General features: G+C 70.3%; 15 protein-coding genes. 1 reads left to right on the forward strand and 14 read right to left on the reverse strand.

Annotated features, from left to right (window positions below; translation table 11 throughout):
• Nucleotides 1-55: 55 nt before the first annotated feature.
• Nucleotides 56-376 (reverse strand): hypothetical protein, encoded by a 321-nt coding sequence (locus tag ACSBPG_RS22230; protein WP_435539407.1) that lies wholly within the window; start codon nucleotides 374-376, stop codon nucleotides 56-58.
• A gap of 233 nt (nucleotides 377-609) precedes the next feature.
• Here ACSBPG_RS22230 and ACSBPG_RS22235 point away from each other — a divergent pair, with 233 nt between their 5' ends.
• Entirely contained in the window at nucleotides 610-1,236 is a 627-nt protein-coding gene (locus tag ACSBPG_RS22235; protein ID WP_435539408.1) for a MarC family protein, read from the forward strand.
• 13 nt (nucleotides 1,237-1,249) lie between these two features.
• On the opposite strand, the gene ACSBPG_RS22240 is transcribed toward ACSBPG_RS22235, so the two are convergent.
• The 13 genes from ACSBPG_RS22240 to ACSBPG_RS22300 all read right to left on the reverse strand — a co-directional run bounded on the left by ACSBPG_RS22240 (nucleotide 1,250) and on the right by ACSBPG_RS22300 (nucleotide 12,717).
• Nucleotides 1,250-2,878: an SLC13 family permease gene (locus ACSBPG_RS22240; protein WP_435539409.1), complete on the reverse strand. Its 1,629-nt coding sequence runs from the start codon at nucleotides 2,876-2,878 to the stop codon at nucleotides 1,250-1,252.
• A gap of 451 nt (nucleotides 2,879-3,329) precedes the next feature.
• Complete coding sequence (locus ACSBPG_RS22245; protein ID WP_435539410.1) at nucleotides 3,330-3,668, reverse strand: HesB/IscA family protein; 339 nt, start codon at nucleotides 3,666-3,668, stop codon at nucleotides 3,330-3,332.
• A 12-nt stretch (nucleotides 3,669-3,680) separates the two neighbouring features.
• Nucleotides 3,681-4,049: an SUF system Fe-S cluster assembly protein gene (locus ACSBPG_RS22250; RefSeq protein WP_435539411.1), complete on the reverse strand. Its 369-nt coding sequence runs from the start codon at nucleotides 4,047-4,049 to the stop codon at nucleotides 3,681-3,683.
• A gap of 20 nt (nucleotides 4,050-4,069) precedes the next feature.
• The gene (sufU, locus tag ACSBPG_RS22255; RefSeq protein WP_435539412.1) at nucleotides 4,070-4,540 is read right to left on the reverse strand and encodes a Fe-S cluster assembly sulfur transfer protein SufU; all 471 of its coding nucleotides are present in this window, start codon (nucleotides 4,538-4,540) and stop codon (nucleotides 4,070-4,072) included.
• Complete coding sequence (locus ACSBPG_RS22260; RefSeq protein WP_435539413.1) at nucleotides 4,537-5,811, reverse strand: aminotransferase class V-fold PLP-dependent enzyme; 1,275 nt, start codon at nucleotides 5,809-5,811, stop codon at nucleotides 4,537-4,539. The genes sufU and ACSBPG_RS22260 overlap by 4 nt, the downstream gene beginning before the upstream one ends.
• Nucleotides 5,808-7,169, reverse strand: coding sequence for a Fe-S cluster assembly protein SufD (gene sufD / locus ACSBPG_RS22265; RefSeq protein ID WP_435539414.1), 1,362 nt, complete (start codon nucleotides 7,167-7,169; stop codon nucleotides 5,808-5,810). Before sufD ends, ACSBPG_RS22260 begins: the two co-directional genes overlap by 4 nt.
• A 3-nt stretch (nucleotides 7,170-7,172) precedes the next feature.
• Nucleotides 7,173-7,925 (reverse strand): Fe-S cluster assembly ATPase SufC, encoded by a 753-nt coding sequence (gene sufC, locus ACSBPG_RS22270; RefSeq protein ID WP_435539415.1) that lies wholly within the window; start codon nucleotides 7,923-7,925, stop codon nucleotides 7,173-7,175.
• Nucleotides 7,926-7,956: 31 nt separating this feature from the next.
• Nucleotides 7,957-8,424, reverse strand: a complete 468-nt coding sequence (locus tag ACSBPG_RS22275; RefSeq protein WP_435539416.1) for a DUF29 domain-containing protein — start codon at nucleotides 8,422-8,424, stop codon at nucleotides 7,957-7,959.
• Nucleotides 8,425-8,429: 5 nt separating this feature from the next.
• Nucleotides 8,430-9,914: a Fe-S cluster assembly protein SufB gene (gene sufB, locus ACSBPG_RS22280; RefSeq protein WP_435539417.1), complete on the reverse strand. Its 1,485-nt coding sequence runs from the start codon at nucleotides 9,912-9,914 to the stop codon at nucleotides 8,430-8,432.
• Between the two features lie 54 nt (nucleotides 9,915-9,968).
• Nucleotides 9,969-10,439: an SUF system Fe-S cluster assembly regulator gene (locus ACSBPG_RS22285; protein ID WP_435539418.1), complete on the reverse strand. Its 471-nt coding sequence runs from the start codon at nucleotides 10,437-10,439 to the stop codon at nucleotides 9,969-9,971.
• 316 nt (nucleotides 10,440-10,755) lie between these two features.
• Entirely contained in the window at nucleotides 10,756-11,463 is a 708-nt protein-coding gene (locus ACSBPG_RS22290; RefSeq protein WP_435539419.1) for a hypothetical protein, read from the reverse strand.
• Between the two features lie 91 nt (nucleotides 11,464-11,554).
• A complete protein-coding gene (locus ACSBPG_RS22295) occupies nucleotides 11,555-11,980 on the reverse strand; it encodes a phage holin family protein (RefSeq protein ID WP_435539420.1) in 426 nt (141 codons plus the stop codon).
• A complete protein-coding gene (locus ACSBPG_RS22300; protein ID WP_435539421.1) occupies nucleotides 11,977-12,717 on the reverse strand; it encodes a hypothetical protein in 741 nt (246 codons plus the stop codon). Before ACSBPG_RS22300 ends, ACSBPG_RS22295 begins: the two co-directional genes overlap by 4 nt.
• Between the last annotated feature and the right edge of the window lie 139 nt (nucleotides 12,718-12,856).

Genomic DNA, 12,856 nt, shown 5'->3' on the forward strand with positions numbered 1-12,856 from the left:
CAATCCCCAGGCCGCCGGACGGCGGCTTCAGTCCCCAGGCCGCCGGACGGCGGCTTCAGCCCATCGCCGTCAGCACCGCCATCGACGCGGTCGAGACGGCGAGGGCGCCCAGCGACCGGCGGGCGACCTGCACCGCCGGCTCGATCCGGCCCTCCTCCTCCAGGCGCAGCGCCATGACGTTGGCGAAGATGGCGCCCAGCAGGGTGACGATGTGGATCAGGGTCAGCGCGCCGTAGACCGGCATGCCGAGGATCAGGGCGACGAGGATCAGCACGCCGCCCTGGGCCATCGCCGAGCGGGCGATGGCGTCCCAGTGCTCGCGCGCGACGATCGATTCCACGGGGCTGGTCCGGCTGCGCTCGGCGTCCATGCTCATGGCCGGGTCTCCGTTGCTGTGGCCTGTCCGTCGCGTGGCCACGCAGGCGTGGCCGGCTCCGTCCGTCCGGTGTCGCCGGCCGGACCCTCGCCCTTGACGTGGGGCAGCGCCTGGCGCCGGCAAGGGTGGGGACGGGGAGCCACCCTTTTGCGTTGACGGTCCTTTTGCGTTGACGGCGGCGCCGATCGGCGCTCCCCTGTGCGGCACCGAAAAGGGGGTAGGGGAGTCGGGGAGTGGAGACGCTGGTCAGCGCGCTCGTGGTCTTCTTCGTGGTGATCGACCCGGTGGGGCTGGTGCCGATCTTCCTCGGCCTGACCCAGGGCTTCGATGCCCGCCGCAAGCGCATGATCGCGCTGCGCGGCACCGCCATCAGCCTGGCCATCATCGTCTTCTTCGCCTATTTCGGCCGCTCGGTCCTGGCGACCTTGGGCATCGACATGGCGGCGTTCCGCATCGCCGGCGGCGCGCTGCTGTTCTGGATCGCCTTCGAGATGCTGTTCGAACGGCGCACCGACCGCAAGGAGCGGACCGCCGGCGAGGCGCGCACCGACGAGGAGGCACACGATCTCGCCGTCTTTCCCCTGGCCATCCCGCTGATCGCCGGGCCGGGGGCGATCACCTCCATCATGCTGCTGATGGACCGCTACGGCGCCGATGCCGCCGGCCAGGCGGTGGTGCTCGGCGCCGCCGCCCTCGTCATCGCCTCCGTCACCGCCGTGCTGGCCACCGCCGATGCCGTCGGGCGCCTGCTGGGGCGCACCGTCATCCACACCGTCAGCCGCATCCTCGGCATCGTGCTGGCGGCCCTGGCGACCCAGACCGTGGTGTCCGGCATCACCGCCATCTATCCGCCGGGATGAGGGCCGGCCGCCCTCACGACGGCACCTGCTGGCGGGTCGACGCCTCGACCAGGTCGCGGCCGCGCTGGCGCCGCCCGATGCCCCGGAGGAGCGCCAGGGTGGCGAGCAGGACCAGGGCGGCGGCGCCGATCACGTTGGTCTCGACGGCACCGACGTAGACGTAGCAGGTGAGATAGAGCGCGGCGATGGCGACCGTCATGGCCGTGACCGGGACGCCGAACTTCAGGAAGGCCACGAACGGCATGTGGTGCCCGTCCTTCTCCAGCAGGCCGACCGTCGTCACGTTGGCGCTGGCGCCGATCAGGGTGCCGTTGCCGCCGAGGCAGGCGCCCAGCGCCAGCGACCACCACAGCACGTTGGTGGCCAGGGTGACGTCGGCGGCGGCCATGCCGGCCGCGTGGAACTCGTCGGCGAAGGAGGAGACCAGGACGCGCACGATGGCCACCGCGGCGATCGTGTAGGGGATGTTGTCGACCACCGCCGAGGCGACGGCGCTGAACGCCAGGATCAGCAGCGCCGCCGTCAGCAGCTTGGCCTGCAGGCCGAGGCCGAAATCGGCGGACACCAGCTCCACCAGTTCGTGCAGCCGCGCCGCCGCGCCGGCGATCAGGCCGGTGTGCTCGGCGGCGCTGATGGCCATGAACAGGAAGATGAAGAAGCCGAGGGTCAGCCACTCGATGCCGCGTTCGAAGGCGTGGGTGAAGACGTGGTCGGCCTTCTTGGCGCCGACCTGGCGGCGCAGGATGATGTGCCGACCGATCATGGTCAGCGCCGCGCCGGCGAAGGCGATGACGCCGACCGGCAGGTGGGTGAGGCTGTGGCTGAAGAACCCGGCGAAGACCAGCGCCACCACCGCCAGGGTCCAGGCGAGCACGGCGGGGTCGCGCAGCCGGACCTCCTCCATGCCCTCGGCGTCGGCGGCGGCGGTGCCGTCGAGGTCGCGCCGGTACCAGAAGGCGGAGAACGAGCACAGCGCGACTATCATGAAGATGACCGGCACCGTCAGGAATTCGATGAAGGCCATGAAGGGCAGGTCGGCCGCCACGCCGACGATGACGTTGGGCGGGTCGCCGATCAGGGTGGCGGTGCCGCCGATGTTGGCGGCCATGATCATCGGCATGGCCAGGGCCCAGACCGACAGGCGCAGGCTGCGCGCCGCCTTGGACACCACCGGGGCCATGAACAGGACGGTGGTGACGTTGTCGGCGAAGGCGGACAGGAGCCCGGTGCCGGCCACCACGACGTTCGCCAGCGCGCGCGGGCGTCCCCTGGCCCAGCGCACCATGCGGCCGTTCAGCCAGTCGAACACCGCGGTGTCGACGAGGACCGAGACGATCGCCATCATGCCGGCCAGCAGGAAGATCACGTTCCAGTCCACCGCCCGGGCAGCGGTGTCGAAGTCCATGATCTTCAGCGGCGTCGCGGCGGAGACGATCAGCATGGCGGCGACGACCGCGGCGGCGGCGAGCGTCTTGTGGCACGCTTCGAGGATGAGGAGCAGGAACAGCGCGGCGAGCATGAGACCGACGGTCAGCTGCGCCGCGCCGCTCGTCGAATACACGAAGTGTTCCGCCTCGGCCGCGAGGGCCGGGGCAGCCGGCGCCAGTGCCGCCAGCGCGAGGCCGGCGAGTGCTTTCACCATGTGAGCCGTCCTTCACCGATCGACGCGCGGCGCGCTGCCGGGCGTTTCCGGATGCGGCGCCGGGGCGTCGGACAATTTTTAATATACTAGTATGCGAGATCAGGTTAGCGCCGGCGGCGTCCCTTGTCGACGCGGGCGCCTGCGGCATTCTGGCGCTCGGCGCCGGGACGGCGTGCGGGTGGCAGGGCCGGGCGGGAAACGCGAAAGCCCTTCTTCCGGCGGCGGAAGAAGGGCTTTCGCTCGGCCGGTGCGCGGCCGCGGTGGTCGCGTCGGGAACGGGAAAGAGCGTCCGGATCTCGTAGGGGGTCCGCTCGATCGCAGCGACCGAGCGGACCCTTCTGTCATACCTCCGAGCCGAAACCGCGACACGCGTTTGTCCCCGCCCCGACCCGCGGCGAAGCCGTGGGGAGGGTGGGGGCGGGAGATGCGTCGGCCGTTCCGCCCGACGCTATCACACGTGGAAGCTCTCGCCGCAGCCGCACCGTCCCTTTTCGTTCGGGTTGCGGAACTTGAAGCCGGTCTCGAACTTGTCGTCGACGTAGTCCATCTCGCTGCCGATCAGGAACATCACGGCGTCGGGGGCGATCAGCACGGTGACGCCCTTGTCCTCCACCACCTCGTCGAACTTCAGCTTCTCCTTGGCGTACTGGATGTCGTAGCTGAGACCGGAGCAGCCCCGTGCCTTGACGGCGATGCGCAGGCCGATCATCTCGCCCGGCGCCTTCGCCATCAGGTGCTTGACGCGCGCGGCCGCGGCATCGGTCAGGGTGATCGCATTGGTTGCAGCCATGCTGGTCCTCGTTCAGTACATGTCGAGCTGGATCTTGGCGACGTCCGACATCATGTCGGGGCGCCAGGGCGGTTCCCACACCAGCTCCACCTTGCAGTCCTCGACGCCCTCGACGCAGGAGATGGCCCGCTGCACCTGCTCCGGCAGTTCGCCGGCCACCGGGCACATGGGGCTGGTCAGGGTCATGTCGACCGCGACCACGCCCGCGTCGTCGACGTCGATGCGGTAGATGAGGCCGAGCTCCCAGATGTCGACCGGGATCTCCGGGTCGTAGCAGGTCTTCACCGCGGCGACGATGTCGTCCATCAGCCGCTGCTTGGGATCGGGGGGCGTCTCGGGCGCCGCGTCGGGCTGCCGGTTCGCGATCGCGTCATCGGGCATCGCGGTCTCCATCGTCTGGCTCATTCGCTGGACGCCTTCGCCTCGCCGGCGATGGCGGCGTTCATGGCGTGCCACGCGAGCGTGGCGCATTTGACCCGCACCGGGAACTGGCGCACGCCCGACAGCACCATGAGCTTCTCCATGGTGTCCTCGTCCACCGGCCCGTGGTCGTGGTGGTGCTCCTCGTCCTTGGTGCAGAGGTCGTGGAACGTCTCGAACAGGACGTGGGCCTGCTCCGCCGTCTTGCCGCGCACCAGCTCGGTCATCATCGAGGCGCTGGCGGTGGAGATGGCGCAGCCGCGCCCCTCGAAGGCGCAGTCCTCGACCAGCCCCTGGTCGTTCACCTTGAGATAGACGGTGAACTTGTCGCCGCACATCGGGTTCTCGCCCCGCGCCTCGCGGTTGGCGTCCGGCGGGTGGCGCAGGTTCCGCGGGTTCTTGCCGTGGTCCAGGATGACTTCCTGGTAGAGTTCGCGCAGCTCGTCCATCATGCTCCGAAGAACTCCTTGACCGCCCGGACGGCGTCGACGAGGGCGTCGACCTCGGCGCGGGTGTTGTAGAGGGCGAAGGAAGCCCGCGCGGTGGAGCCGACCCCGAAGCGGTCCATCAGCGGCTCCGCGCAGTGCTGGCCGACCCGCACGGCGACGCCGTACTGGTCGACCACGGTGCCGAGGTCGTGCGGGTGCACGCCGTCGACGGTGAAGGAGACGATGGCCGCCTTGCCCGGCGCCGTGCCGACGATCCGCAGCCCCTCGACCTGGCCGAGCTGCTGGGTGGCGTAGCCCAGGAGGTCGTACTCGTGCGCGGCGATGGCGTCGCGTCCCAGCGCCTCGACGTAGTCGATGGCGGCGGCGAGGCCGACCGCCTCGACGATCGCCGGCGTGCCCGCCTCGAAGCGCGCCGGCGGCTCCTTGAAGGTGGTGCCGGCGAAGCTGACGGACTGGATCATGTCGCCGCCGCCCTGGTAGGGCGGCATCGCCTTCAGCAGCTCGTACTTGCCGTAGAGCACGCCCAGCCCGGTCGGCCCGTACAGCTTGTGGGCGGTGAAGACGTAGAAGTCGGCGTCGATCTCGGCCACGTCGACCCGCCCGTGCACGACGGCCTGGCTGCCGTCGAGCAGCACGGGAATCCCGCGCTCGTGGGCCAGGCGGACGATCTCCTTGGCCGGGGTGACGGTGCCCAGCACGTTGGAGCAGTGGGTCATCGCCACCAGCTTGGTGCGCGGCCCCAGCAGGCGGGCGTAGGCGTCCATGTCGAGCACGCCGTCGTCGTCGACCGGCACCACCTTGATCTCGACGCCCTTCTCCATCTGCAGGAGCTGCCACGGCACGATGTTGGCGTGGTGCTCCATGATCGAGAGCACGATCTCGTCGCCGCGCTGCAGGAAGGTGCGGCCCCAGCTCGCCGCCACCAGGTTGATGGCCTCGGTGGCGTTGCGGGTGAAGACGACGGTCTCCTCCGAGGGCGCCCCCAGGAAGGCGGCCACCTTGGCGCGCGCCGCCTCGAAGGCGTCGGTGGCGCGCTGCGAGAGCACGTGCACGCCGCGGTGGATGTTCGAGTAGTCCTCCGCCATGAAGCGGCTCATGGCGTCGATCACCAGGCGCGGCTTCTGGGCGCTGGCGCCGCTGTCGAGATAGACCAGCGGCTTGCCCGGCTTGCCCTTGCGGGCGTGAACGGTCTGCGCCAGGACGGGAAAGTCGGCGCGCACCCGCTCCACGTCGAAGGGAGCGGGTTCGGCGGCGACCCGGGACAGGTGGGTCATGGCGTGCCTCCGCGGCGCGTCGCAAGCCAGTGGGTCACGACGGCCTGGAAGGCCTCGCGCACCGGCTCCTCGGGGATTTCGTCGATGGCCTCGGCCAGGAACGAGGCGATCAGCAGGCCGCGCGCCTCCTCCCGCGGGATGCCGCGCGAGCGCAGGTAGAACAGCGCCTCGTCGTCGAGCTCGCCGGCGGTGGCGCCGTGGCTGCACTTCACGTCGTCGGCGTAGATCTCCAGCTCCGGCTTGGCGTCGATCTCCGCCGTGTCGGAGAGCAGGAGCGCCCGGTTGAGCTGGTGCCCGTCGGTCTTCTGGGCGTCGGGGCGGACGATGATCTTGCCCTGGAAGACGGCGCGCGCCCGGTCGTCGATGGCGCCCTTGTAGACCTCGCGGCTGGTGCAGTGCGGCTTGGCGTGGTCGATCAGGGTGGTGGTGTCGCAGTGCTGCTCGCCGTTCACCAGATAGGCGCCGCTGACGCGGCAGGTGCCGCCTTCGCCGTCCAGCACCGTGCGCACCTCGTTGCGCGACAGGCGGGCGCCGGCGGTCAGGATGAAGTTGTCGTAGCAGGCGCTGCGGCACACCCGCGCCGCCGTGTGGGCGGTGTGGAAGGAGTCCGCATGCTCGCGCTGGACCTTGTAGTGGTGCAGGGTGGCCCCTTCGCCGACCTCGATCTCGGCCACGTGGTTGGCGAAGGTGGGGGTGCCGCCCAGGCCGATGTGGTGCTCCACCACCGTGGCCCGGCTCTGCGGCTCGGCGACGATCAGCGTGCGCGGGTGGAAGGACGTGGCGTGGTCGTCGGCGCCCAGCGACACGAAGACCAGCTCGATGGGCTCGGCCACCGCGACGCCGCGGGGGATGCGCAGCATCGCGCCGTCCGCCAGATAGGCGGTGTTGAGCGCCACCAGCGCGTGCTCGTCGACGGCGGCCAGCCGGCCCAGCCGCTCGCCCACCAGCTCGGGATGGGAGCTCAGCGCGTCGGCGAGGCCGAGGAGCTCGACGCCGTCGGGCAGGCCGGCGGTCGAGGACAGGTCGGCGCGCAGCCGGCCGTCCAGGAAGACCAGCCGGGCGCCGGGCGTGCCGCCGGCGCGCACCGTGGGCAGCACGTCGAAATGGGCGCCGGCGGCCGCCGCGGTGGCGGGCCGGAAGGCCGTCTTCTCCAGCGGGCGCAGGTTGGTGTACTTCCACGCCTCCTGGCGCACGGTGGGCAGGCCCAGGGCCGCGAAGCGGTCGCGCCCCTGCTCGCGCAGGTCGCGCACCCAGGACAGCGCGGCGCCCGGCAGCTCGCCCTGCAGCCGCTCGAACGGCTCCAGGAAGGGCTTGGCGGCCTCGGTGTCGCCGGTTCGGGTCGATCGGGTCGTCGTCATGGGTCAGGCCGCCTCGTCCACGCCGAAGTCCTTGTAGCCCTTCTGCTCCAGCTCGAGCGCCAGCTCCTTGCCGCCGGAGCGCTGGATGCGGCCGTGCGCCAGCACGTGCACGCAATCGGGCACGATGTAGTTGAGCAGACGCTGGTAATGGGTGATCACCAGCATCGAGCGCTCCGGCGAGCGCAGGGCGTTCACGCCGTCGGCGACGATCTTCAGGGCGTCGATGTCGAGGCCGCTGTCGGTCTCGTCGAGGATGGCGAACTTCGGCTCCAGCACCGCCATCTGCAGGGTCTCGTTGCGCTTCTTCTCGCCGCCGGAGAAGCCGACGTTGACCGCCCGCTTCAGCATCTCGTCGGTCATGCTGAGCGCCTTGGTCTTCTCGCGCACCAGCTTGAGGAACTGCATGGCGTCCAGCTCGCCCTCGCCGCGGTGCTTGCGCATGGCGTTCAGCGCCGACTTGAGGAAGGTCATGTTGGCCACGCCGGGGATCTCCACCGGGTACTGGAAGGCGAGGAACAGGCCGGCGGCGGCGCGCTCCTCCGGCTCCAGCGCCAGCAGGTCCTGGCCGTAGAACTCCACCGAGCCCTCGGTGACCTCGTAGCCGTCGCGGCCGGCCAGCACGTAGGAGAGCGTGCTCTTGCCCGAGCCGTTGGGGCCCATGATGGCGTGCACCTCGCCCGGACGGATGGTCAGGTCGATGCCCTTGAGGATTTCCTTGCCATCCACGGTGGCGTGCAGGTTCTTGATGTCGATCATGCGGGACGTTCCTTCAGGAAAACCTTGGGCTTCAGACAAGGGAGGAGGGCTCGGGGAACCAGGTTTCTTGCAGAACCTCGTCGTCGAGGCTCCAGGGGCATGCGGGCGGCAGGCTGCCATCCGGCAGGTCGAGGTCGGCTTCCGCCAGCAGGCGGGCATCGGACCAAGCCTCACCGAGGATCTCTGCCGGATGGTGTTTCAGGCTCGGGCTTTCCTTGATGCGCTTGGCTATCCCGATCCGCTGCTTGACGACGGAGACCTTCCATTGTCGGCGCGGATAGACGTCGGGTGACCATCTCAGCTTGGCGAGGTGAAGCAGCAGCTCTTCCAGCCGGCTGGCGATTTCCCGTCGGTCGCTGCGGCCCATGCTCTCGATTTCCTCCGCCACGTTTTCCCAGTCGACGTCGGCGTTGACGCGCTCCCGGGCGGCGCGGCGCAGGCGTTCGGCCTGCTCGCGGGTCCAGGCGTAGAAGTCCGTGTCGTAGAGAGGCTCGCCCATGGCCGTTACCCCACGCTGCCTTCCAGGCTGATGCCGACCAGCTTCTGGGCTTCCACGGCGAATTCCATGGGCAGCTCCTTCAGGACCTCCTTGCAGAAGCCGTTGACGATCAGCGACACCGCGTCCTCCTCGGCCAGCCCGCGCTGGCGGCAGTAGAAGAGCTGGTCGTCGCTGATCTTGGCGGTGGTCGCCTCGTGCTCGACGCGGGCCGAACGGTTGCGGCTCTCGATGTAGGGCACGGTGTGGGCGCCGCACTTGTCGCCGATCAGCAGGCTGTCGCACTGGGTGTGGTTGCGCGCACCCTCCGCCTTGGGCAGGATCTTCACCAGCCCGCGGTAGGTCTGCTGCGCCTTGCCGGCCGAGATGCCCTTCGACACGATGGTCGAGCGGGTGTTCCGGCCGATGTGGATCATCTTGGTGCCGGTGTCGGCCTGCTGGCGGTTGTTGGTGATGGCGACCGAGTAGAACTCGCCCACCGAGTTGTCGCCCTGCAGGATGCAGCTCGGGTACTTCCAGGTGATGGCCGAGCCGGTCTCCACCTGGGTCCACGAGATCTTCGAGTTGACGCCGCGGCAGGCGCCCCGCTTGGTGACGAAGTTGTAGATGCCTCCCTTGCCGTTCTCGTCGCCGGGGTACCAGTTCTGCACGGTGGAATACTTGATGGTGGCGTTGTCGAGCGCCACCAGTTCGACCACGGCGGCGTGGAGCTGGTTCTCGTCGCGCTGCGGCGCGGTGCAGCCCTCGAGGTAGGAGACGTAGCTGCCCTCGTCGGCGATGATCAGCGTGCGCTCGAACTGGCCCGTGTTCTTCTGGTTGATGCGGAAGTAGGTGGACAGCTCCATCGGGCAGCGCACCCCCTTGGGCACGTAGACGAAGGAGCCGTCGGTGAACGCGGCGGAGTTCAGGGTGGCGAAGAAGTTGTCGGTGTAGGGCACCACCGAGCCCAGGTACTTGCGCACCAGCTCGGGGCACTTGTGCACCGCCTCGGAGATGGCGCAGAAGATGATGCCCATCTCCTCGAGCTTGGCCTTGTAGGTGGTCGCCACCGAGACGCTGTCGAACACGGCGTCGACCGCCACCGCCGGAGCCTGCTCCTCGGTGCCCTCGACGCCGGCGAGGATCGCCTGCTCCTTCAGCGGGATGCCCAGCTTCTCATAGGTCCTGAGCAGCTCCGGATCGACCTCGTCGAGGGACTTCGGCTTGTTCTTCTGCTTGGGCGCCGCGTAGTAGTAGGCGTCCTGGTAGTCGATGGGGCCGTAGTCGAGCGCCGGCCAATGCGGCTCCTCCATGGACTTCCACGCCTCGAAGGCCCGCAGGCGCCACTGCAGCAGCCATTCCGGCTCCTCCTTCTTGGCGGAGATGAAGCGGATGATGTCCTCGTTCAGGCCCTTGGGGGCCATGTCCGCGTCGATTTCCGTCGTGAAGCCGTACTTGTACTTCTGCTCGGCGAGGGCGCGGACCTGCTCGGTGGTGTCCATCGTGCCAGCCATCGTGGATCGTGCTCCTGAAACTGCCTTGCGGCGGTGAAATTCGGTGTTCGCTCGTCAGCCCGTGTGGCGCGGCGCGGCGGCGCGGCGGCGCGGCGGCGCCTCGCCCGCCGGCGGCGTCCACACCGGCACCATCATGTCCGCCAGGGTCACCTGCTCCAGCGCGGCGCAGATCGCGGTGTTGATCTTCTCCCAGTTGCCGCGCATCGGGCACAGGCTCTCCACCCCGCACTGGTCGTCGGCGCCCTCGACGCAGGCGGTCAGCGCGATCGGCCCGTCCAGCGCGGTGACGATGTCGGCGATGCTGATGGCGCCGGACGGCCGCGCCAGCGCGTAGCCGCCGGCCGCCCCGCGGTGCGACGTCATCAGGCCGGCCTGGGCCAGCGCCTTCATCAGCTTGGCCACGGTCGGCGCCGGCACGCCGGTGCGATCGGCCAGATGGGACACGGTGTGCACCGTGCCCATCTGGCGGGCCATCTCGCTCATCACGACGATGGCGTAGTCGGTCAGCTTGCTGAGACGGATCATCGCCGCTCCCACGCGCGGGCGGCCGGGGAGGGCCGCCGCTCAAACAGGACTAAATCGGTCCTGATTACGTGGTCAGGCCGGTCGGAAAGTCAAGCGAAAGCGTCGGTTTTATGGCGGGGCCACGGCGCCGGCGGGCATTCTAGACCGGAACGGTACGGATTGGGTAGCGGCGTTCCGCCGCACGGGATCGTCCGGCGTTCCGCCGCACGGGATCATCCGGCGTTCCGCCGCAGCGGACGGCATGGCCGTTCCCCAAAAAGAAGACGGCGGCCCCGCGCCGCGCGCGGGGCCGCCGGATTGCCCGGGGACGCTCCGGTCAGGAGGACTTCTTGGCTTCCTCCTTGGCCGCCTGCTTGCTGTCGTTCACCACGTTCTTGGCGGCGTCCTTCATGTCGCCGACCGCCTCCTTGACGTCCTCGCGGGCGGTCTCCACCGCCGCCTTGGCGGCGCGGGTGCCGCGGTCGATGGCATCCTCGGCGTAGCTGCGGGCGCGGTCGTACGCCTCGTCGGCGTAGTCGCCGACCCAGCGGTCCTCGTAACGGGTCGAGGGGATGCTGGCGCCGAGCGCCGCCCCCATGGCGACGCCGAGGACGCCGGCCACCAGCGGATGGTCGTCGACCATGTCCCAGAAGCCGCTGGCCATGCTCCGGGCGCGCCCGGCGCTCTCGTGGCCGCCCATCTGATCGCCCATACGGCCGGCCGCGCCGCGCGCGCGCTGCATGGCGCCGCCGACGCGGTCGCCGGCGTGATGCAGCGATTCGCCCGCCCGGTCGTACGCGTGCTCGGCCGCCTGGCGGACGCTGCCGGCCGCGCCGTAGGCGCGCTCGCGCACCGAGCGCATCGTGCTGCTGTGGGCGATGCGGCGGTCGTAGCCGGTCCCCGACAGCAGCATCCAGCCCACGCCGAGGCCGATCATCGCCAGCGGGATCGGGTTGGCGCGCAGGGTCTCGCCCCAGGACGCGCCGCGATGGTCGTCGGCGTCGTAGGACCCGGGGTAATAGGTGGTCTTGTTCGTGCGGTTCATGGTCCTCTCCATCCTGGTCTTCTGCGCCGCCGGACGGCGCCCGCCGGCGGCGGGACGGTCCGGCGGGCGACCGGTTCGTTCGGTTTGCCCCTCAGCGGCTGAGTTGCGACTGCGCCCAGCGCTTGTCCTGGCGCAGCGTCTCGATGGTGCGCTCGGGCTGCAAATTGGCCGGCTTCAGGCGGCTGCGCCCGGCCATCACGAAGGCCAGGCCGATCAGCAGGACCACGCCGCCGACGATGAGGGCGGCCAGCCAGGGCTCCACCACGGCGGACAGCGCGATCGTCGCCGCCGCCAGAAGATAGAGGAAGCCGGCGAAGGCGATCAGCCCGCCCGCCGCCAGGAAGGCGACGCCGCCGGCGGCGGCGCCGACCTTGTGCGACACCTCCGTCTTGGCGAGCGCCACCTCGGCACGGACGAGATTCGACATCTCGCGCGCCAGGTCGGCGATCAGGCCGGCGACCGAGCGTTCCGCCCGCGGCGGCCGGTCGTGGTAGGTGCGGTCTTCGGCGAAGCTCATGGCTTGATCCCCTGGGGCGTGCCGTTGTCCGGCCGGGCGCCGAGCGCCGGCGTCGGGCCGAGCGTCTCGTCCGGGACATGGGCCGGATTGGCCGTCGTCGCCCCGGCCGGCCGGCCGGCGGCGGCCGACGTGGCGCCGCGCGTGGTGGCGGGGTAGGCGGGCCGGGTGCCGGTCGGCGCGTAGCCGGCCGGGCCGTGCGCCGCGTTGCCGGCGGCGCCGGCCGGGGCGTAGCTGCCGTAGGAGCCGGCGTAGCCGGTGCGACGCCCGGCGGCCGGCGCGCCGCCGCCGTAGCGCCGCTCGCCCGAACTCTTGACGAACCGGGAGAACAGGAAGCCGGCGGCGAAGGCCGCGCCCAGGAAGATTTCCGGCTGCCGGCGGGCGTAGGACTCGACCATGCCGACGAGGTCGTCGACGCTCGAGTCGCGCAGGGTGTCGGCCATCCGCTCGACCCGTTCGGCGGCGGTGTCGACGTAGCGCGCCGCCGGCCCCTGGTTCTCCTCCTCGAGCTGCTGCGCCGCCTGGTGCAGCGCGTGGGCGACGCCGCCGAGCTGGTCGGCGGCGCGGTGGGACTGCTGTTCGAACAGGGTGCGGATGCGGTCGCGGGCCGAGCCGACCATGTGGCGGCCCTGGTCCGCGGCGTCTTCCCGCATCCGACCCGCCTCGTGCTCCGCCCGCTCCATCGCCTCGCGGGCCTTCCGCTCCGCCCCGCCGATGTCGGACGTCTCGCGCCTTGCCATGCTGATCCTCCTCACGGACTTATCGTTGCGGTGGGGCGGGATGTGCAGCGCCGCGCCGCCACGCGAAAACTCGATGCGTTAACACCGGCCAGGGGTGGGGGTTCCGGTCAGTCACTGCCCGAAAGGCGAGGGACTCCGA

The organism is Azospirillum sp. ST 5-10, assembly GCF_051225715.1.
GTDB lineage: Bacteria > Pseudomonadota > Alphaproteobacteria > Azospirillales > Azospirillaceae > Azospirillum.

Coding starts and splice junctions, on each gene's coding strand:
- ACSBPG_RS22230 (WP_435539407.1), bottom strand. CDS start 376: ATGAGCATGGACGCCGAGCGCAGCCGGACCAGCCCCGTGGAATCGATC.
- ACSBPG_RS22240 (WP_435539409.1), bottom strand. CDS start 2,878: ATGGTGAAAGCACTCGCCGGCCTCGCGCTGGCGGCACTGGCGCCGGCT.
- ACSBPG_RS22245 (WP_435539410.1), bottom strand. CDS start 3,668: ATGGCTGCAACCAATGCGATCACCCTGACCGATGCCGCGGCCGCGCGC.
- ACSBPG_RS22250 (WP_435539411.1), bottom strand. CDS start 4,049: ATGCCCGATGACGCGATCGCGAACCGGCAGCCCGACGCGGCGCCCGAG.
- sufU (WP_435539412.1), bottom strand. CDS start 4,540: ATGATGGACGAGCTGCGCGAACTCTACCAGGAAGTCATCCTGGACCAC.
- ACSBPG_RS22260 (WP_435539413.1), bottom strand. CDS start 5,811: ATGACCCACCTGTCCCGGGTCGCCGCCGAACCCGCTCCCTTCGACGTG.
- sufD (WP_435539414.1), bottom strand. CDS start 7,169: ATGACGACGACCCGATCGACCCGAACCGGCGACACCGAGGCCGCCAAG.
- sufC (WP_435539415.1), bottom strand. CDS start 7,925: ATGATCGACATCAAGAACCTGCACGCCACCGTGGATGGCAAGGAAATC.
- ACSBPG_RS22275 (WP_435539416.1), bottom strand. CDS start 8,424: ATGGGCGAGCCTCTCTACGACACGGACTTCTACGCCTGGACCCGCGAG.
- sufB (WP_435539417.1), bottom strand. CDS start 9,914: ATGGCTGGCACGATGGACACCACCGAGCAGGTCCGCGCCCTCGCCGAG.
- ACSBPG_RS22285 (WP_435539418.1), bottom strand. CDS start 10,439: ATGATCCGTCTCAGCAAGCTGACCGACTACGCCATCGTCGTGATGAGC.
- ACSBPG_RS22290 (WP_435539419.1), bottom strand. CDS start 11,463: ATGAACCGCACGAACAAGACCACCTATTACCCCGGGTCCTACGACGCC.
- ACSBPG_RS22295 (WP_435539420.1), bottom strand. CDS start 11,980: ATGAGCTTCGCCGAAGACCGCACCTACCACGACCGGCCGCCGCGGGCG.
- ACSBPG_RS22300 (WP_435539421.1), bottom strand. CDS start 12,717: ATGGCAAGGCGCGAGACGTCCGACATCGGCGGGGCGGAGCGGAAGGCC.